This is a genomic window from Acinetobacter septicus (genome assembly GCF_019355975.1).
Taxonomy (GTDB): Bacteria; Pseudomonadota; Gammaproteobacteria; order Pseudomonadales; family Moraxellaceae; genus Acinetobacter; species Acinetobacter ursingii.
Genome location: NZ_CP079898.1, coordinates 3240522 through 3260933, shown reverse-complemented (window position 1 = coordinate 3260933; position 20412 = coordinate 3240522). Strand labels below are relative to the sequence as shown.

At 41.2% G+C, this 20412-nt stretch carries 20 protein-coding genes; 11 read left to right on the top strand and 9 right to left on the bottom strand.

The window, feature by feature from the left end:
- Positions 1 to 62 precede the first annotated feature (62 nt).
- Together I6L31_RS15390 and I6L31_RS15385 are read left to right on the top strand one after the other, a co-directional pair.
- Positions 63 to 446, top strand: coding sequence for a winged helix-turn-helix transcriptional regulator (locus tag I6L31_RS15390; RefSeq protein ID WP_005003267.1), 384 nt, complete (start codon positions 63 to 65; stop codon positions 444 to 446).
- Between the two features lie 14 nt (positions 447 to 460).
- On the top strand, positions 461 to 844 hold the full coding sequence (locus I6L31_RS15385) for a VOC family protein (protein WP_005003266.1): 384 nt from the start codon (positions 461 to 463) through the stop codon (positions 842 to 844).
- 6 nt (positions 845 to 850) lie between these two features.
- Here I6L31_RS15385 and I6L31_RS15380 read toward each other — a convergent pair whose 3' ends face one another.
- From I6L31_RS15380 to lolA, 5 genes are all read right to left on the bottom strand, one after another.
- The gene (locus tag I6L31_RS15380) at positions 851 to 1330 is read right to left on the bottom strand and encodes a tRNA (cytidine(34)-2'-O)-methyltransferase (RefSeq protein WP_005003263.1); all 480 of its coding nucleotides are present in this window, start codon (positions 1328 to 1330) and stop codon (positions 851 to 853) included.
- A 35-nt stretch (positions 1331 to 1365) separates the two neighbouring features.
- Positions 1366 to 2739: a siroheme synthase CysG gene (gene cysG, locus I6L31_RS15375; protein WP_005003261.1), complete on the bottom strand. Its 1374-nt coding sequence runs from the start codon at positions 2737 to 2739 to the stop codon at positions 1366 to 1368.
- 68 nt (positions 2740 to 2807) lie between these two features.
- On the bottom strand, positions 2808 to 4079 hold the full coding sequence (serS, locus tag I6L31_RS15370; RefSeq protein WP_005003260.1) for a serine--tRNA ligase: 1272 nt from the start codon (positions 4077 to 4079) through the stop codon (positions 2808 to 2810).
- A 117-nt stretch (positions 4080 to 4196) separates the two neighbouring features.
- Positions 4197 to 4982 carry an RsiV family protein gene (locus tag I6L31_RS15365; RefSeq protein WP_005003258.1) on the bottom strand — a complete coding sequence of 262 codons (786 nt, stop codon included), beginning with the start codon at positions 4980 to 4982 and terminating at the stop codon, positions 4197 to 4199.
- A gap of 159 nt (positions 4983 to 5141) precedes the next feature.
- On the bottom strand, positions 5142 to 5837 hold the full coding sequence (gene lolA / locus I6L31_RS15360) for an outer membrane lipoprotein chaperone LolA (RefSeq protein WP_004996475.1): 696 nt from the start codon (positions 5835 to 5837) through the stop codon (positions 5142 to 5144).
- 300 nt (positions 5838 to 6137) lie between these two features.
- Here lolA and I6L31_RS15355 point away from each other — a divergent pair, with 300 nt between their 5' ends.
- Positions 6138 to 7022, top strand: coding sequence for a pirin family protein (locus I6L31_RS15355; RefSeq protein ID WP_005003252.1), 885 nt, complete (start codon positions 6138 to 6140; stop codon positions 7020 to 7022).
- 64 nt (positions 7023 to 7086) lie between these two features.
- Here I6L31_RS15355 and rpmA read toward each other — a convergent pair whose 3' ends face one another.
- Both rpmA and rplU read right to left on the bottom strand, forming a co-directional pair.
- The gene (rpmA, locus tag I6L31_RS15350; protein WP_004929519.1) at positions 7087 to 7344 is read right to left on the bottom strand and encodes a 50S ribosomal protein L27; all 258 of its coding nucleotides are present in this window, start codon (positions 7342 to 7344) and stop codon (positions 7087 to 7089) included.
- An 18-nt stretch (positions 7345 to 7362) separates the two neighbouring features.
- Positions 7363 to 7674 (bottom strand): 50S ribosomal protein L21, encoded by a 312-nt coding sequence (gene rplU / locus I6L31_RS15345; protein WP_004664501.1) that lies wholly within the window; start codon positions 7672 to 7674, stop codon positions 7363 to 7365.
- Positions 7675 to 8110: 436 nt separating this feature from the next.
- Here rplU and sdsA point away from each other — a divergent pair, with 436 nt between their 5' ends.
- The 8 genes from sdsA to I6L31_RS15305 all read left to right on the top strand — a co-directional run bounded on the left by sdsA (position 8111) and on the right by I6L31_RS15305 (position 18814).
- A complete protein-coding gene (sdsA, locus tag I6L31_RS15340; protein WP_004996472.1) occupies positions 8111 to 9088 on the top strand; it encodes an All-trans-nonaprenyl-diphosphate synthase in 978 nt (325 codons plus the stop codon).
- 12 nt (positions 9089 to 9100) lie between these two features.
- Positions 9101 to 11155 (top strand): site-specific recombinase, encoded by a 2055-nt coding sequence (locus I6L31_RS15335; protein ID WP_005003247.1) that lies wholly within the window; start codon positions 9101 to 9103, stop codon positions 11153 to 11155.
- Positions 11156 to 11345: 190 nt separating this feature from the next.
- On the top strand, positions 11346 to 11984 hold the full coding sequence (locus tag I6L31_RS15330; protein WP_004990390.1) for a phosphatase PAP2 family protein: 639 nt from the start codon (positions 11346 to 11348) through the stop codon (positions 11982 to 11984).
- Positions 11981 to 13249: an AdeA/AdeI family multidrug efflux RND transporter periplasmic adaptor subunit gene (locus I6L31_RS15325; RefSeq protein WP_035272001.1), complete on the top strand. Its 1269-nt coding sequence runs from the start codon at positions 11981 to 11983 to the stop codon at positions 13247 to 13249. Before I6L31_RS15330 ends, I6L31_RS15325 begins: the two co-directional genes overlap by 4 nt.
- Positions 13250 to 13261: 12 nt before the next feature.
- Positions 13262 to 16441, top strand: a complete 3180-nt coding sequence (locus I6L31_RS15320) for an efflux RND transporter permease subunit (RefSeq protein ID WP_005003239.1) — start codon at positions 13262 to 13264, stop codon at positions 16439 to 16441.
- Complete coding sequence (gene adeK, locus I6L31_RS15315; RefSeq protein ID WP_004990394.1) at positions 16441 to 17892, top strand: multidrug efflux RND transporter AdeIJK outer membrane channel subunit AdeK; 1452 nt, start codon at positions 16441 to 16443, stop codon at positions 17890 to 17892. The genes I6L31_RS15320 and adeK overlap by 1 nt, the downstream gene beginning before the upstream one ends.
- Before the next feature lie 99 nt (positions 17893 to 17991).
- On the top strand, positions 17992 to 18342 hold the full coding sequence (locus tag I6L31_RS15310) for a YbjQ family protein (protein ID WP_004990395.1): 351 nt from the start codon (positions 17992 to 17994) through the stop codon (positions 18340 to 18342).
- A gap of 10 nt (positions 18343 to 18352) precedes the next feature.
- Positions 18353 to 18814 carry a YbjQ family protein gene (locus I6L31_RS15305; RefSeq protein WP_005003235.1) on the top strand — a complete coding sequence of 154 codons (462 nt, stop codon included), beginning with the start codon at positions 18353 to 18355 and terminating at the stop codon, positions 18812 to 18814.
- 32 nt (positions 18815 to 18846) lie between these two features.
- On the opposite strand, the gene I6L31_RS15300 is transcribed toward I6L31_RS15305, so the two are convergent.
- Both I6L31_RS15300 and I6L31_RS15295 read right to left on the bottom strand, forming a co-directional pair.
- Positions 18847 to 19653 carry an SDR family oxidoreductase gene (locus I6L31_RS15300; protein ID WP_005003233.1) on the bottom strand — a complete coding sequence of 269 codons (807 nt, stop codon included), beginning with the start codon at positions 19651 to 19653 and terminating at the stop codon, positions 18847 to 18849.
- A 35-nt stretch (positions 19654 to 19688) separates the two neighbouring features.
- Positions 19689 to 20369: a hypothetical protein gene (locus tag I6L31_RS15295; RefSeq protein WP_005003232.1), complete on the bottom strand. Its 681-nt coding sequence runs from the start codon at positions 20367 to 20369 to the stop codon at positions 19689 to 19691.
- Between the last annotated feature and the right edge of the window lie 43 nt (positions 20370 to 20412).

Sequence of the window (20412 nt, the reverse complement as noted above, 5' to 3'; positions counted from 1 at the left end):
ACAATAACCAAGTGCTTTCTCGTAAAATATTTACACAAAAGCCACAATTTAGGAGTACAGTCGTGAATTCTGCCTGCGGATATAATGTCTATAGTCAAAATTGTCCTGCACGTCTTTTTTTTGAAAAAATTGCAGATAAATGGGTACTATTGATTTTAAATGTCTTGGAAGAACAACCGATTCATTTCAATTTGCTCAAGAAAAAAATTGAAGGAATTTCTCCAAAAGTTTTATCGCAGAAACTAAAAATATTAGAACGGGATGGCTTTATTTTGCGCGAGGTACAAGATACTGCGCCCATTCGAGTCGAATATCGTTTAACCGATTTAGGTCGCGATGTTTCGCAAACAGCTTTACAACTCAAAGGATGGGCAGAAACCCATATTGAAGCTGTTCTCAAAGCACAACAAAATTATGATTCATCTCAAAACACAGCGACATCATAAAAAAGAGAGATAGAATGACACCTCAACCTTTAATTGCAGTTCATAATGTCGAACTGAGTAGTCAGTGGTATCAACAGGTTCTTGAACTTAAAAGTGGTCATGGCGGCACTGAATACGAACAACTGCTGAACGAACAAGGTGAAATGGTTTTACAGCTACACCAATGGCAAGCGCACCATCACCCTTATTTGGGCAATCCTGATGCCGCCAAAGGCAATGGTGTTTTGCTCTGGTTTAAAACCTTTGATTTTGATGACTTGGTACAGCGTTTACAGATACATCAAGTCAACATTCTGGAACAACCGAAAGTCAATTTAAATGCCAACCATCGCGAAGTCTGGTTTAAAGACCCTGACGGTTATGTCATTGTGGTTGCAAGTCATTATGGAGATATTTAAATCTTCTTATGATAAAGGCTGAAAACCTTGTTGCCGCCATGCTTCATAGACAATCACTGCCGTTGCATTCGACAAATTCAGACTGCGTGAGTTTTCTGCCATCGGTAAACGAATCCAGTTTTTTTGTGGAAACATTAAACGCACATGCTCAGGCAAACCGCGCGTTTCAGGCCCCATCAATAATGCAACCGAACGATTTAAATCGACTGTATGTGGTGTCGCACTGCCTTTGGTGGTTAATGGAAAAACTTCAGATTCAGTAATTCCATGCGCTTTAAGATATTTAAGGCATTGTTCAATATTGTCCCAGATCTTCATCCGCGTATATTCGTGATAATCCAATCCAGCACGTTTCAATTTTTTATCATCGAGTTCAAAACCTAAAGGTTTGACCAAATGTAACTGCGCACCTGTATTAGCGCATAAACGAATGATATTACCCGTGTTGGCAGGAATTTCAGGCTCAAACAATACAACGTGGATCACAAAGTCTCTCTACTAAATAATTGGAACAATTCGTGTTATAACCATTGCAATTGTTCACGTAAACTGACCACTTCACCAATAATGGTCAAAGTTGGTGCATGGATATGGTATTCGGCAACTTTAGATGCAATATCAGAGAGTGTACCGACCACTACTTTTTGTTCAGGAGTTGTGCCTTTAGAAATCAAAGCGACAGGCATATCAGGACGTTGACCATGTGCAATGAGTTGCTGGCTAATATGCTCAAGCCCGACTAATCCCATATACAGCACAAGCGTCTGATTTTCATACACCAGTTCATTCCACGGTAGTTCTGGCGAACCCTCTTTTAGATGTCCTGTCAGAAAACGTACACTTTGCGCATAATCGCGATGAGTCAATGGAATACCCGCATAAGCTGAACAGCCTGACGCTGCGGTAATACCTGGCACCACCTGAAACGGAACACCCGCTGCAAATAACTCCTGAATTTCTTCGCCACCACGTCCGAAGATAAAGGGATCGCCACCTTTTAAACGGCAGACACGTTTTCCTGATTGTGCGTATTGAACGAGTAAAGCATTAATGCCATCTTGCGGTACACTGTGATTGGATCGTGCCTTACCCACATAGACTTTTTCGGCATCACGGCGGCAAAGCTCTAAAATCGGAGGAGAAACCAAGCGATCATAAATGACTACATCTGCTTGTTGCATCAGACGCAAGGCTTTAAGTGTGAGTAATTCTGGATCACCCGGCCCAGCACCCACCAAATAGACCTCACCTTTAAGCGCAGTCCATTCAGAAAGCGCCTGTGCCATCATTTGATTGGCGGTTTCCAGATTGTCATGAAACACTTGTTCTTTGAGCGGACTGGCATACAGTTCTTCCCAGAAAATACGACGCTCATCTGGATTGGTAATCTTAGTCTTAACTCGGCTACGCCACTGTCCAGAGAACTCAGCGAGTTTCCCCATACCATGTGGTACTAATGTTTCAATTTGGGTACGCAACTGACGTGACAGCACAGGTGAAGCCCCATTTGAGGCGACAGAAATGACTAATGGCGAACGATCAATAATCGCAGGCATCATGAAACGACAGTTGGGAATATCATCCACACTATTCACTAACAGATTTCGGAGTTCGGCTTGCTCAAACACGCGTTGATTGACCGCAGCATCATTGGTTGCAGCAATCACTAAACGATAGGCTTGATCTAAATCACTGTCTTCAAATACTTTTAAATACAGTGTCCCTTGGCTTTGTTCAACCAGGGTTTGAAGCTGCTCCTCAATTTCAGGTGCAATTACATCAAGAATTGCACCCGCCTTGACCAGTAATAGTGCTTTGCGATAGGCAATATGCCCCCCACCCACGATCAGACAACGTTGCTGTTGCAACTTAAGTGAAATTGGAAGAATTTCCACAGCCGACCTCTACATCTTGATTTTGGGTAGGTTAAAGCAAAAATCATGCACAATAGATATCGATTTGATTAATCGATATAAGTTGCTCCACCCATATAAGGGCGCAATACTTCTGGAATTTCGATCGAGCCATCAGCACGTTGATAATTTTCCATCACCGCCAATAAAGTACGCCCCACCGCCAAACCAGAACCATTTAAGGTATGTACCAATTCAGTTTTTTTCTGATCCGCGCGGTAACGTGCCATCATACGACGTGCCTGAAAGTCACCCATATTTGAGCAGCTTGAAATTTCACGATAGGTATTTTGACTTGGAACCCAAACTTCTAAATCGTAAGTTTTGGTTGAACCAAAACCCATATCCCCGCCACAAAGAAGAATTTTACGATAAGGTAAGCCAAGTGCCTGCAAGACTCCTTCAGCATGACCTGTTAATTCTTCTAATGCCTGCATCGAATTTTCTGGTTTGACGATTTGCACCATTTCAACCTTATCGAACTGATGTTGACGAATCAAACCACGGGTATCACGTCCATAAGAACCAGCTTCACTACGGAAACAAGGCGTGTGTGCTGCATATTTAAGCGGTAAACGATCTGCATCAATGATTTCGTCACGCACAAAGTTGGTCACAGGGACTTCAGCAGTGGGGATTAAGTAATATTCTTTTTCGCCTTGTAGCTTGAACAAATCTTCTTCAAACTTTGGCAGTTGGCCTGTACCACGTAATGAATCTGCATTGACCAAATACGGTACATAGGCTTCGGTATAACCATTTTTTAAGGTATGAGTATCTAGCATGAATTGCGTTAAAGCACGTTGTAACCGAGCTAAAGGCCCTTTCAATACGCTAAAACGTGAACCCGTCAACTTGGTTGCGGTTTCAAACTCAAGACCGCCCATCCACTCACCCAAATCGGTGTGATCTTTTATTTCAAAATCGAACTGACGTGGTGTTCCCCATTTTGAGATTTCCACATTGTCATTTTCATCTTTGCCTTCTGGCACAGAATCATCTGGCAAGTTTGGAATACTCAGTGCTTTGTCTTCAATTTCAGCCTGTAATTCTGCTAAAGCAACTTCTGCTGCCTTAATTTCATCACCAATGGCCTGCATACGCGCCATGATCTCAGAGGCATCACCGCCTGCTTTTTTAATCTGACCTACCTGTTTAGCACCAGAATTACGTTCTGCCTGTAAACTTTCAGTTTTGGATTGAAACTCTTTACGGCGCGCTTCCAAAGATGCCCATTCAGCAGGATCAAGTTGTACACCACGTTTTGCCAAAGCCTGATTTACAGCTTCAATATTATTTCTGAGTAATTTTGGGTCGATCATAGCCAATCATAAGTTGCAAAGAAAAACTGCCTATAGTGTAAGTGCTTCACAGCAAAAAATATAGTCACTATGAAGTGACTATATTTACAAATCATGATTTTAGCTTTCAGGTATTGATTATTCTTTAGGTAGCACAGGCTGACTTGGTAAATATTCAGGTTTGACTACATCTATGGCCTGATCATAAGGTAATGTCAATTCACTTAAACCTTCGGCATAAGAAGCCAGTTCATACAGTGGATACACAAAGACAATGCCTTCATTACCATAGTAGAAGTTATCGCTCAGTTGAAATTTATCTTTGCTAATATTGTGTTCTTCCAGCCAGCTTTGATTAAAGCTATATAAGCGATCACGCACAGTTGTATCGCTTCCTTCTTTCAGCAAGTCTGCAACACTCACGCGTTTTTTCTTATTCAAGTCAAAAATGACATATTCTTCATGATGCATCCCATGTGCTGCGCCCGCCGAGTAGGTATAGCTATATAACTGAAATGAAGCCAAATTATAATTTTGCCCCAAATAACGCACAAAGATCGTGCTTTCACCATCCTGAGGCATACCTTCAGGCAATTTGACTTGCTGATCCTGAATATTGTCAAACGCATTTGGATCGGCTTTTTTGATCCGATTCATAAAATATTCATTGATCCACGGTTGATTGGTTTCGACTGTTTGAAAATGATACGTGGTACACCCATCTTCCAAACACAGCTTATTTTTGGGTAATTTAACTGTAACTACCTTAGACTGAATGACAGGCACACTCACTTTTTCAACTTTGCTTTGTGTCGGAGTGTCGTCCTTTTTACTCTCCGTTTTTGGCTGACAGCCCACAGTGAGAAACACAGCGCTTAAAAATGGCAGAATCAATAATGTTGTTTTAAAGTGTCGTGCAGACATTGCCGCCCCTTCTGATCGTTTTCGATGTTCATTTTGATCTACTATACAAAGCTCTATTTATACTGAACATTGAAAATATGTATCTATATGATCCATCAAAAAATTAACCGCCCAAAATGAGCGGTTAACTGAAGCGATGTTTTGGAAATCAACCAGATATTATTGATCAATAATATCTGTTCCCTTTGGAGGCGTGAAATTAAAAGTCGAAGCGGGAATCGATGGATTTAGCTTCACATTATTAAAACGCACATAAGTCGTTTGACCCAAAGAGTCCTGTAAAATCATCAAACTTGGGGCTTTATTTGCACCAAAACTAATGGTCAGACTTTGAAAAGCACCTTCACTGTCTTTAGGGTATAAGGTGTAATAAGTTTTGCTGCTATCAGGCTGAGTCACACGATAAGACTGCATAATCTGATTGGTATTACCCGACAACAATAACGCAGGTGTATTGGCAACCTGATCATCCAGGTTTTGGCGTACCGCTTGCTGTAAATCAGGGTCATAAATCCAGACGGTTTTACCTGTTGTCGCAATCGTTTGTTTTGAGGGTGAAGTCGTTTCCCAGAAGAATTTACCCGGACGTTCTACTTTCATCACCCCTTTAAAGGTTTGATTCATATGTTGTGCGGTTAGACCTTTATTTTTTGGCGCACGAGTATTATTAGTAGCTTTTGTCGTTTGTTCAAAATTGGCAGATAAACTTTGCATACCACTCAATTGTTTCACTAGGTTTGAGGTCGCTTGCTGTTCCGAAGCTGCCGTGGCCGCAAAAGCAGTTGCGCTCATGACAGGTGCAACCACACTGGCGCTTAGAGTTAATGCATATGCCACTTTTTTTACGGAAATCATAAAATAAAACCTCTAATCAGTTTTTACTGTTATATCGATATCTTACTGTTTTTGAAAACTAAAATTGTGGAGAAACACATGGATTTTGTGTAATTAATGTCTCCAACCACAATTTTATGTACAAAAATCACTGCATTATGAAGAAAATAACAAGATAAAGATATTCAATTAGATACCGAACTATTATGAGAGGAGATATCAAAATTAAAATACAGTGTTCTATTATACGGACTGATCTTATCTGGATAAAAGTCATATGCTAAACAGATGACAATAGATTAAAAATAATGGAGTTCACCTATGAAAAGCCTTGCATTTATTCATCGCAACGATACCCGTTTTTCAGTCGGTGACTTCTACCCTGTACTTTCCGTGTTTTCTTATCATGAACTAGGCAATACCGTTTCCCCTTTTTTATTGTTGGATCATTTAGGTCCTGGCGTATTAAGTCCGTCAAATAAACGTCGTGGTGTAAATGAACATCCACATCGCGGCTTTGAAACCGTAACCTTTATGTTTGAAGGTGAGTTAGAACATCGTGATTCTACTGGCAGTGGCGGAATCATTGCAAAAGGCGATGTACAATGGATGACTGCGGCCTCTGGCGTGATGCACCGCGAACAATTTAGTTCTGCTTTTCGTGAGCGCGGCGGAGCTTTTGAAATGGTACAACTTTGGGTCAACTTACCCGCTAAAGATAAAATGGCCGAGCCACGTTATCAAAGTTTAAAAAATGCCGATATTCCAAAGATTGAATTACCTCAACAGGCGGGTTCAGTTCGAGTCATTGCAGGACAGTACCAACACGTACAAGGACCAGCACTAACCTACAGTCCAATGACTGTTTTAGATATTGATCTACGTCAAGGACAGCACCTGATCTTGCCTGCCCAGCATGGGGACAGCTCTTTACTTTATTTGCGTCATGGTCAGATACAATTTACAGAACAAGATGAGCTTTTAGAGGAACAGGCGTTGGCTGTCATGTCGAGTCATGGAGAAAATATTCAAATCACGGCATTGCATCACAGCAAATTACTTTTACTTTCAGGAAAACCGTTAGGTGAACCCATCAATGGTCAAGGTCCTTTTGTCATGAATACTTATGATGAAATTTTACAAGCCTATGACGACATTAAACATCATCGATTTATTCGAAATCAGGCTAAAGAGACAAGTTCGTAAACCAAGTAATAGCTTTAAACATAAAAAAAACCCGCAAGATGCGGGTTTTTTAAACTATTAAAACTTATACAGATTCAACAGTTACATAGCGACGGCCAAATTGACCTTTCACTTCAAACTTTACTACGCCATCAGCAGTAGCAAATAAAGTATGGTCACGACCCATACCTACGTTAGCACCAGCGTGGAATTCAGTACCACGTTGACGAACGATGATGTTACCAGCAGTTACTGATTGACCACCGTAGATTTTAACACCTAACATTTTAGGATTCGAATCACGACCGTTTTTAGTCGATCCACCAGCTTTTTTAGAAGCCATGTCTATTACTCCTCGTGATTAGCCTGCAATACCCGTAATTTTCAACTCGGTAAACCATTGACGGTGACCTTGTTGTTTACGGTAGTGTTTACGACGACGCATTTTGATGATGCGGATTTTGTCGTGACGACCATGACCAACCACTTCTGCAGTTACTTTTGCGCCAGCAACAACTGGAGCACCGATTTGAATGCTATCACCATTTACAACCATTAATACGTCATCAAACGTAATAGTTGAGCCAGTTTCAGCTTTCAACAATTCAACTTTAAGGGTTTCACCCTCAACTACACGGTGCTGTTTACCACCGCTTTGGATTACTGCGTACATAACGTACTCCAACCAAGCCCGTGTCGTCGTGTCGATAAAGGGATATATCGATCTTAAAACGAACGCCACTGGGATGTATAAGGCGAAAGATTTTAAGGGATAACTGGGCAAACAACAAGTATTTTGATGCAAAATTACGCAAGCTAAAACAAAAAATAAGAAGAAAGACAGTTAAGCTTTATGATCGGCTGAATCAACCTAGTATTTCGTTTGAATATGTGTAAAATCGCAAATAAGGTTTAAAAACAAATTGCTACTATAAAACCACTCAACATGGAGCTTCTCCCTATCGCTGGCTAGACAATATTTAGCATCAAACGTTCATACCGTTGTATCGGTATGAAAACTTGTGTTTTGTCATTCATTTGAGTTTAAGATTTTATAGCTTTAAATCCATTGAGCAAATTACCAATATATTGATGAGGTTTCCTTTCATATGGCCATCGACTTTAAGCAAGATATACTCGCGCCTGTAGCTCATGACTTTGCTGTGATGGACACATTTATTAATGAAGGAATTACCTCAAAAGTCGCTTTAGTCATGGCGGTGAGTAAACATGTAGTCGAAGCTGGCGGTAAGCGTATGCGCCCCATCATGTGTTTGCTGGCAGGTCAGGCATGTGGCGTTCAAGACTTAGAACATCATCGTAAATTGGCTGCGATCATTGAAATGCTGCATACCGCGACGCTAGTACACGACGATGTTGTGGATGAATCGGGCTTACGTCGTGGCCGCCCAACAGCCAACGCAACGTGGAACAATCAAACGGCGGTTTTGGTAGGTGATTTTTTAATCTCCCGTGCTTTTGATTTATTGGTCGATCTAAACGACATGGTCTTACTCAAGGACTTTTCAACAGGAACCTGTGAAATTGCCGAAGGTGAAGTGTTACAACTTCAGTCGCAACATGACCCTGAAACTACAGAAACAACCTATTTAAATATTATTCACGGTAAAACTTCCCGACTATTTGAACTGGCCACCGAAGGCGCAGCGATTTTAGCCAATACCCCCCAATATCGTGAGCCATTACGTCATTTTGCAGGTCATTTTGGCAATGCTTTCCAAATTATTGATGATATTTTGGATTACACTTCTGATGCAGACACCTTAGGTAAAAATATCGGTGATGACTTGATGGAAGGCAAACCCACGCTACCATTGATTGCCGCGTTACAAAAAACCACTGGCGAAGAACATGACATTATTCGTAAAAGTATTTCCACAGGTGGGATCACGCAACTTGAGCGAGTCATCCAGATTGTGCAAAATTCGGGTGCTTTAGAGTATTGTCGCGCCCGTGCTGAGCAAGAAACACAAGCTGCGCTTGATGCTTTAAATCAATTACCAGATAGTGAGGCGCGTCAAGCACTTACCAATCTGACTTTAATGGCTTTACATCGGATTCAATAATCTCTTTTGCCTATGCATATAAATTTATCTGATCTTTACATTCAAATGCAGCAACAGCTTGATCAAACTCAGGCTGTTTTAGATGAACATATTATTATTGAGCTGATCAATCGTATTCGTCCAAGCGACAGCAAAAATCAAGATGAAATCAATGATAAGTTTGAGGCATTTGTCGAGTCTTTACTGATCGGACCTAACGCCGCCAACACCTTACAAAGCTTTTTATTACGTCTAATCAATCAATACAAACAAACCAGTTTATATGCCGACAGTGGCATATTGTCTTTAGATGGTTTTTGGAATCAGTTAGTCAAACGTCTTGGCGCACACTTTCTCCCTTTAATTCAGGATGACCATGACCTGAGTACCTTGATTGGCAAAGTATTTCATCAACGTAGTGACAAATATTGGCTAAATGCGATTGATGAAAAGCACTGGTATGCTCTTTTTGAAATCATTGGGCAAAGTAATAGCAATATCGATGAAAAACGTGCCATTCAGGATCAAATGATTAAAGCCATTACGGTTTTATCTTACCGTATCAGTGGTATTGGCTTATATCCAGAATTTATTAATGCGCAGCCTGAACTGACCGAATATGAATCGCCTTTTTTAGTGCAAAATCGAGAAGTGATCGATTTTATTGAAAAATTTAAAAAGCAGCATTATACCGGTCACGAAGTTGCAGTGCTTGAACCGCCTGATGCCTCTCAAGCCTTTGTTATGTTTGAGCAATGTCGGGAAGTTGTACTTAAAATACGACGAGCCACCAAACGGATCGGTGTCAGTCTGAGTCTGACTTATTTATTGTCCTTGCTTGAGCAATGTCTGGATCGAATCGAGTTACTTTTAAATATTGTGGTGGGTGATGCCCAAATTCGTTATCTCTCACTGGGTGAATTTCTAGAAGATATTACAGAAGCACATTATAGTGAAAAAAGCGTACGCTCACTAATGACCACAAACAGTGAGTTAATCGCCTTACAAGTGACAGAAAACGCCAGCCGCACTGGTGAACACTATGTAAGTACCGATAAAAAAGGTTTTTTTGAAATGTATCGGGCCGCCGCAGGTGCAGGTGTGATCATTGCCATCATGGCAACACTGAAAATATTGGCCGCACGACTCACCCTCGCCCCCATGATGCATGCCTTTATTTATAGTATGAACTATTCATTGGGCTTTGTTCTGATTCATGTTTTGCATTTTACGGTTGCGACAAAACAGCCTGCCATGACTGCGGCTGCGCTTGCTTCGACTGTACAACAACGCAAAGGTTCAAGAACGGCTCAAATTGCAGAACTGGCAGCCCTAATTATCAATATTATCAGGACACAGTTTGTTGCGATTTTAGGAAATATTTCTATCGCCATTCCTACGGCCGCCATCATTACTTATCTGTGGCAATACTTTTTGGATGAACCATTACTCAATCATGCAAAAGCCAATATCGTACTGCATAGTTTGAACCCTTTTACCTCGCTGGCTATTCCCCATGCCGCTATTGCTGGTGTGTGTTTATTTTTATCAGGCTTGCTGGCGGGTTATTTTGACAATATGGCTATCTATCGTAAAGTCGGCCCACGGTTGAAAGCACACCAACGGTTGGCAAACTGGATGGGTCAAGAGCGCCTCAATAAATTTGCCGACTACATCCAACGTAATCTTGGTGCGCTTTCGGGTAACTTTATTTTCGGGATTATGCTCGGGAGTATGGGAACCATAGGCTTTATTTTAGGTTTACCTCTAGATATCCGACATATTGCGTTTGCTTCTGCCAACTTTATACAAGGTTTGATGTGTATTAATGGTCCCCCAGATATTGGACTCATTATTGTTTCTTTTTTAGGGGTGTTACTCATCGGTTTGACCAACCTATTTGTTAGTTTTAGTTTGACTATTATTGTGGCTTTGCGGGCGCGTCGTGTACGCTTTGAACAATGGAAACCTTTAGCCAAACTGGTAATCACACATTTTCTCACTCGTCCTAGTGATTTTTTCTGGCCACCCAAACAGCCTCTTGAAGTGGATGATGGTACAGCCAAGTCAGGATCTGCATCACACTAGCGACGGTTCTAAATAATGAAGAAAATGTGCCAAAATTCACTTAAAATTGTTATATTTGTGTGCTGATAGTTAAATATTTTCAAAAAAGAAATTAGTATAAATAACCTAGTCTTGAAAAAAAGTGTACTGGCGAGTACACTTCATAACCATATTCCAACCGATAAGCTTGGTTAAACTGAAGGCTGTAAGTATGCCCTACCTAATACTCTGTATTGGTTGCATTTTATTTTTGTTGAGTGTGTTTGGTTTATACTCTCCCGTCATCTCAGGATTTGATCTACATGCAATTCAAATCCTGAATGAACACCGAAATAAAACGCTCAATCAAATTGTAATTACTTTAGCTTATTTAGGTGGCATGCCTTTTGTATTATTTTTTACTATGGTCTGGTGTTTAGTCTGCGCATGGTATAAAAAATACTCAACACTCATCTTCATTTTAATAGGTGTGAGCGGAAGTATTGTTTTAGGATGGTTATTAAAGTGGTGTTTTAATCGGCCCAGACCACCAGAAGTCTATCAGCTGGTGGTCAACTATGGCGCATCATTTCCCAGTGCTCATAGTGCCTACGCGGCTACTCTTGCCAGTTTAGTCATCTTGATTTATCAAAATCATCCTAAAAGATCATATTTCCTAGTGGTTTCCTGTTTTTGGCTGCTTAGTATGGGGCTCTCAAGAGTGTATGCAGGTGTTCATTATCCTACAGATGTATTAGCGGGTTGGAGTATCGGTTTTATTTGGATCTCACTGCTTTGGTTGTGGAAACAAAGCAAGTTGAACAACAACAAATTATTTTTAGATAAAGCTCTAAATGAGGTGAAACAATGATGTCTGCAAAGCTTTGGGCTCCAGCCCTTACTGCTTGCACATTAGCAGCAAGTATCGCACTTGTTGGCTGTAGCAAAGATCCAAAAGATGCGCAGCAAGCTGGTGCAGCTCAGCAAATGCCCCCGACTGAAGTGGGTGTGCTTGTCGCACAACCACAAAATGTTGAGCAAAAGGTTGAGCTTTCTGGGCGTACAACAGCCTATCAAATTTCTGAAGTGCGTCCTCAAACGAGCGGTGTAATTCTGAAGCGGTTATTTACAGAAGGAAGTTATGTTCGTGAAGGTCAGTCATTGTATGAGCTGGATTCAAGAACAAATCGTGCGACTTTAGATAACTCCAAAGCAGCATTGTTACAACAGGAAGCGAATCTAAACTCACTAAGAACCAAAATGAATCGTTACAAACAACTGGTTTCGAGTAATGCGGTTTCTAAGCAAGAATATGATGATTTAGTTGGACAAGTGAACGTTGCAGAAGCTCAAGTTGCTGCGGCTAAAGCGCAAGTTAAAAATGCTGAAGTCAATTTTGGATATTCAACCATTCGTTCACCTATTTCTGGTCAATCAGGACGTTCTTCGGTAACGGCTGGTGCATTAGTCACTGCGAATCAGACAGATCCACTGGTGAAGATTCAACAGCTAGATCCAATTTATGTTGATATCAATCAGTCAAGCGCTGAATTGTTACGTTTACGCCAACAATTAAGCAAAGGAAATCTGAATAACAGCAACAATACCAAAGTCAAAATCCGCCTTGAAGATGGTTCAACTTATCCAATTGAAGGTCATCTCGCTTTTTCTGATGCCAGCGTAGATCCAGATACAGGTACGGTGACTTTACGTGCTGTATTCTCAAATCCAAATCATTTACTGCTTCCTGGTATGTATACGACTGCTCAGATCACTCAAGCCGTGATTCCTAATGCTTATCTGGTTCCGCAACAAGCCGTTACACGTACACCAACTGGTCAAGCAGTTGCCATGTTGGTCAATGCAAATGGCGTAGTGGAACCGCGTCAAATTGAAACAGCAGGTACTAATGGTACCAACTGGATTGTGACCAACGGCTTAAAAACTGGCGATAAAATTATCGTTGACGGTATCGCAAAAGTGAAAGAAGGTCAGCAGGTTTCTGCAAAACCTTATCAGGCACCAGCGCCGCAAGCAGGTGATCAACCACAAAATCCAAAAGCAAATGCAGAAACACAAAAGTCAGCTGATCAAAATAAAGCTCAACCTGAACAGAAAGCTGCTTCAAATGCATAAGGGGTAGAGTGAATGGCTCAATTTTTTATTCATCGCCCCATCTTTGCGTGGGTGATTGCATTGGTCATTATGTTGGCAGGGATTATCTCTCTGTCAAAAATGCCAATTTCACAGTATCCAACGATTGCGCCGCCCAAAATCTCGATTTCGGCGACGTATCCAGGTGCATCTGCTGAAACCATTGAAAACTCAGTGACACAGGTCATTGAGCAACAGTTAAATGGTTTGGATGGTTTACGTTATATCAGCTCTCAGAGTTTATCTAATGGTAGCGTTGCCATTGATGTTAACTTCAATCAAGGTGTCGATGCCAACATCGCGCAGGTTCAGGTTCAAAACAAACTGCAAACTGCCACAGCATCTTTACCTGAAGTGGTACAACGTCAAGGGATTACCATTAAGAAATCGGGCGCTAGTTTCTTTCAGGTCGTTGCATTTTATTCACCCGATAATTCTCTATCTGGTGCAGATATTAAAGATTATATTAACGCCAACATTAAAGACCCACTGAGCCGTGTCCCAGGTGTCGGTGAAGTACAGGTCTTTGGTGGTCAGTATTCGATGCGTATCTGGCTCGACCCTGCAAAACTAAATACCTACCAACTTACTCCTATTGATGTATCAAATGCAATTAAGGCACAAAATGCTCAGGTTGCAGTTGGTCAGGTTGGTGGTGCACCTGCTGTAGAAGGTCAAACCATCAATGCCACAATCAACGCTCAAAGTCTGTTACAGACACCAGAACAGTTCCGTAATATTTTCCTGAAGAATACTTCATCTGGTGCTCAGGTACGTTTAGGGGATGTAGCTCGCGTTGAATTAGGCTCGGAAAACTACCAGTTCAACTCAAAATATAATGGTAAAGAAGCAGGTGGTATTGCGATTCGTCTTTCAACAGGTGCAAACGCACTCGATACTGCGAACAACGTACAGACTGCTTTAGACAAACTTCGTCCCAACTATCCGGCTGGATTTAAAGATGAAATTGCGTTTGATACCACTCCATTCGTCAAGCTATCGATTGAAAACGTAGTTCATACATTGGTTGAAGCAATCGTACTGGTATTTATCGTGATGTTCTTGTTCTTACAGAACTGGCGCGCGACGATTATTCCAACACTTGCAGTGCCTGTTGTTGTATTGGGTACATTTGCAGTCATTAATTTGTTTGGGTTTACCATCAACACACTTACCATGTTTGCCATGGTTCTCGCGATCGGCTTATTGGTCGATGATGCGATCGTCGTAGTGGAAAACGTTGAACGAATTATGCAGGAGGAACATCTTGAACCTGTACCTGCAACCGAAAAATCAATGCAACAGATCTCTGGCGCTCTTGTGGGTATTACTAGCGTCTTAACAGCAGTATTTGTGCCGATGGCTTTCTTTGGTGGAACAACAGGGGTCATTTATCGGCAATTCTCGATTACGCTAGTGACAGCCATGATCTTCTCTTTGTTCATCGCGCTGACCTTTACTCCTGCGCTTTGTGCAACATTCTTGAAGCAGCACGATCCAGATAAAAAACCAAGCAATAATATTTTTGCACGCTTTTTTAGATGGTTTAACGAGAGTTTCGACAAACTTTCTTCTAAGTATCAAAATGGTGTCAATCATATGACACATCATAAAATATTCTCAGGGATATTCTATGCAGTCATTATTGCTATTTTTGTCTTAGTGTTCCGTAATTTACCAAGCTCGTTCCTACCCGATGAAGATCAGGGTGTGATCATGACACTGGTACAGTTACCTCCGAATGCTTCATTACAAAGAACAGATAAAACGCTTGATACGATTACTGATTATTTTATTGATCAGGAAAAGAAAAGTGTTGCTTCTATCTTCACCGTATCTGGCTTCTCATTTACAGGTCAGGGACAAAACCAAGGCTTGGCATTTGTTCGCTTAAAAGACTGGGCAGATCGTACATCAGATGACACTCAAATTGGTGCGATTGTTGGTCGAGCCATGCGCTTGAATGGCATGATTCAAGATGCCTCCATGATCTTCCCATTACAATTGCCAGCCATGCCTGAATTGGGTGTGAGTCAGGGTTTTGACTTCATGTTGAAAGACGTGGATGGTCAAGGACATCAAAAACTGTTACAAGCTCGAAATACCATACTGGGTCTTGCATCCAAAGATTCACGTTTGACCGCAGTACGTCCAAACGGTATGGAAGATACACCACAATACCAAATTGAAATTGATCAGGCGAAAGCTGGTGCCATGGGCGTTAGTCTGGCAGATATCAATAACACTATGAGTATTGCCTGGGGGAGTAGCTATGTAAACGACTTCCTCGACCGTGGTCGTATTAAGAAAGTCTATATGCAAGGCGAAGCCGCTGCACGAATGATGCCTGAAGATTTGGATAAATGGTATGTGCGTAATAGTGCGGGTACGATGGTTCCTTTCTCAGCATTTACCACAGGTCACTGGAGCTATGGTTCACCGCGTTTAGAACGCTATAACGGTGTATCATCTATGAACATTCAAGGTTCACCTGCCCCTGGCGTGAGTTCTGGTGAAGCGATGCAAGCCATGGAAGACATCATGCAAAAACTTCCATCTATGGGTCTTTCTGGATTTGACCATGAATGGACAGGACTTTCTTTAGAAGAACGTGATTCTGGTCAATCAGGAACAGCTGTTTATGTTCTGTCTTTGCTGATTGTATTCTTGTGTCTTGCCGCGTTATATGAAAGCTGGTCAATTCCGTTTTCAGTAATGCTAGTGGTGCCATTAGGTGTATTAGGTGCCGTACTCCTCACCTACTTTGGCTTCCATGTTCTGCATAATCCAAACCTTTCCAATAACATCTACTTTAGGGTAGCGATCATTGCCGTGATTGGTCTATCCGCGAAGAATGCGATCTTGATCGTTGAGTTTGCCAAAGAGTTACAGGAAAAAGGTGAGGAATTATTTGATGCGACCATGCATGCTGCAAAAATGCGTTTACGTCCCATCATTATGACCACACTTGCCTTTGGCTTTGGTGTACTCCCACTTGCAATTTCTTCAGGTGCGGGTGCAGGAAGCCAGCACTCTGTTGGTTTCGGTGTACTCGGCGGCGTACTCAGTTCAACACTTTTAGGTATTTTCTTTATCCCTGTATTTTATGTATGGATTCGTAGTATCTTTAAGTACAAACCAAAAACCCCAAATAATCAGGAGCAAACATCGTGATGCAAAAAGTATGGTCTATTTCGGGTCGTAGCATTGCGGTATCTGCACTTGCGCTTGCTTTGACTGCTTGTCAAAGCATGCGTGGCCCAGAACCAGTGACAAAGGCCGATATTCCTGGAAGCTATAGTTATGGCGCTTCAGGTACATCTATTGCAGAACAAGGCTACAAAGACTTTTTCTCTGACCCTCGCTTATTGCAAGTGATTGAGTTGGCTCTAGACAATAACCGTGATCTTCGTACGGCGACTTTGAATATTCAACGCGCGCAGCAGCAATATCAAATTACTGAAAACAATCAGTTACCAACTATTGGTGCAAGTGGTAGTGCTGTTCGTCAAGTCACACCGACTCGTGATCCAAATAATCCTTATTCCACCTTTCAGGTCGGTTTAGGGGTGACCTCTTATGAGTTGGATTTTTGGGGACGTGTTCGTAGTCTAAAAGATGCAGCCCTCGATAATTATCTCGCGACACAAAGTGCGCGTGATGCGACACAAATTAGTTTGGTCAGTCAGGTGGCTCAAGCTTGGTTAAGTTATTCTTTTGCTAGTGCGAATTTGAAACTGGCTGATCAGACCTTAAAAGCTCAACTTGATTCATATAATTTGAACAAAAAACGCTTTGATGTCGGGATCGATAGTGAAGTTCCATTACGTCAGGCGCAGATTTCTGTTGAAACTGCACGCAATGATGTAGCGAACTATAAAACCCAAATCGCGCAAGCACAAAACTTGTTAAATTTACTGGTCGGGCAACCTGTTCCACAGAACTTACTGCCAAATCAACCTGTTAAATCTGTAACACGTCAAAATTTATTTGCGACGGGCTTACCAAGTGACTTGTTGAATAATCGCCCTGATGTAAAATCTGCGGAATATCAATTGAGTGCCGCTGGTGCCAATATTGGTGCAGCAAAAGCAGCATTATTCCCGACGATTAGCCTTACAGGTTCGGCAGGTTATGCGTCTGCTGAATTGAGCGATTTGTTTAAATCTGGCTCAGGTATGTGGTCAATTGGACCAAGTATTAACCTGCCAATCTTTGATTGGGGCACTCGTCGCGCGAACATCAAAATTTCTGAAACTGATCAGAAAATTGCATTGTCTGATTATGAGAAATCAATTCAGTCAGCATTCCGTGAAGTTAACGATGCATTAGCCACACGTGCCAATATCGGAGATCGTATCTCTGCGCAACGTCGTCTGGTGGAGGCAACCAATACAACCTACAACTTATCCAATGCCCGCTTCCGCGCTGGTATTGATAACTACTTAACGGTATTGGATGCGCAGCGCTCATCTTACTCAGCAGAACAAGGCTTATTGTTACTTGAACAAGCCAATTTGAATAATCAAATTGAGCTTTACAAGACTCTGGGGGGTGGCGTTAAAGCCAATACTACAGATACTGTTGTTCATCAGCCATCAAGTGCTGACTTGAAAAAACAGTAATTCTCAATAGTTTGACTAAGCTCACTTCGGTGGGCTTTTTTATTGCATCTATATGACTTTTTTTATATCTTCATAACACCATTTTTAAAAAATAAGTATATGTTATTAAGTAATTTAGAAAGTATGCCAGGTTACCTCATCACACAACAACTTGATGTCGTGTACGGAAGCACTGTTCGTAGTAAACATGCGGGACGCGATTTGCTTGCAGGTTTAAAAAATATCGTGGGCGGTGAACTCACCGCATATACAGAACTTCTAGAAGAATCCCGTCAGGAGGCTATGCAACGTATGATTGCTAAAGCTGAGCAATTAGGTGCAAATGCAATTGTAGGAATACGTTTCTCGACATCGAACATTGCACAAGGTGCATCCGAACTTTTTGTGTATGGTACAGCCGTGATTGTGCAACCTCATGCACCCAAACTCCCCGATCCTTTTAGTTCTTAAGGCATAACTGATGGAAAATCTTATTTTTCAGGTTGTTCTTTTTTTGATTCTTTGTGCTATTGGATGGGGTTTTGGTCGGTATTTTGAACGAAAACACTGGCGTGAACTTGAGCACAAAGAGCAGCAACTTGCTCATATTCGCATTGATAGCAATCGCTTTGTCTATAGTGAATTATCAGGTCAATTTATTTCAAGTAATGTTGTGATTTCTCATGATTATTTTAAATACATCATTGCCAATATCCAGAATTTTTTAGGGGGTCGGCTCACCAGTTATGAAACCGTAGTCGATCGTGCACGAAGAGAAGCCATTGTCCGACTTAAACAAGAAGCTGTTCGTCACGGCGCAGATAAAATCATGGGACTACGTTTAAGTACCACGGAACTCGGTATGCAAGGCGGTATGGTCGAAGTATTTGCTTATGGAACAGCTATTTTTGCTAAAACTACAACAGAACAATCAAGAAGTTGAGAGCAACTTCTTGATAAAACCAAATAAAGCTATTATTTCACTTTCATTTTACGAATCATTTTATAAAGTAAAGAAGGGGCTAAGCGAGAGATTAAAACACCTAGTTTTTCTTTAGTCCCCCCGACTACAATATATTCCTGTTCCTGCATAAGCGCCTTCACCACTTCCTGCGCAAATTCATCGGCTTCAAGACCATTTTCAATTGCTTCATCTTGATGACCTTGTGGCTTTCCTTCGCCATTAAGCGCATTAAAAGACACATTGGTTTTAACAAAGCCTGGAAAGATCACCGAAACTCCAACGCCAAACTGTGCAATTTCAGCACGTAAGCTATTCGCCCACATATGAATCGCTGCTTTAGCTGCCGAATAACTGGCGCGATATTGAGTGCCTAACAAACCCGCCACACTAGACACAAAGACAATTCGACCTGTTTTTTGCTGAATAAATGTCGGAAGTACAGTTTTAGTCAGATAAACTTGTGAAAAATAATCCACCTCCATAATCGCACGTTCAGTTTGCATAGTGGTGTCCTGAATGAGCGCGCGTTGACTCAATCCTGCATTGTTAATGAGCCAGTCAATTTTTCCTTTTTCTTCCAGAACTTGTACATAGGCATGGCGAATTTGAACTTCGTCGGTAATATCCGCAGCAATTGAAAGATGTCGTTCAGGTTTAAATAAACTGATTCTGACATTTTCCAGTTCATCGTATCGGCGCGCGGTTAAGATAACCTGAGCTCCCTGTAATGCACATTCACGTGCCAAAGCTTTGCCTAACCCCGATGATGCCCCAGTAATCCAGACGACTTTATTTTCAAGTGGTATTAGCTTCGCCATGTTTATTCCCTTATAAAAACGCTTATAAAATAAAATTATGCTTCTTTTTGCATAAACATCAGAAAGTGTTCAATATATTCATTTGCTGTACTTGAATCAATTTTTTCACCTAATTTTTCAAGACGTTTGTATCCTAAATGCGTAGTCATCTTAATCACACCATTAAGGGTTTTATCTACAACCAAATTAAATTTGAGCAGTTTCTTAGGCTTACGAATAAGACTGGTAACCCCCTCGTCCACAATCTGAGTCAGCACCTGAAATGCTTTAGGCACATAACTCATCTGCCCTTCGCGCACTTTTTCAATATGTGCAAAAGCTTCTTGAACCAAGGATGGATCTAACTCATAACGAACATAAATTTGTCGATTATGCTCACTTAATAAATCTGAAAAATAGTTGACTAGCGGTGTTAATCGTTCATTGCTAAAAAAAGAAACAGACCACGGCATATATTTACGCATAGTCTCTAAAACCTGTTGAACTACTTTTTCTGATTCTGCGACATGCTTTTGCGCATCTACACTATTCTTTTGCTTTTGTTGATATAACAAATCGGCAAAGACCTGCTCAATAATTTCACAGGCAATTTCAGATAAGACATTCCCCAATGCCTTAGACTGACTTTGTTCAGCGCCCAAATTTAATTGAGTACGAATATTTTCAAAACGACCATGTGTTGCTTCATTAATTTTTAAAAAAACTGCATATCCCATTGCATCATCCCTAAATTCCTAACATCTTCTGTAGCTTGTTTTT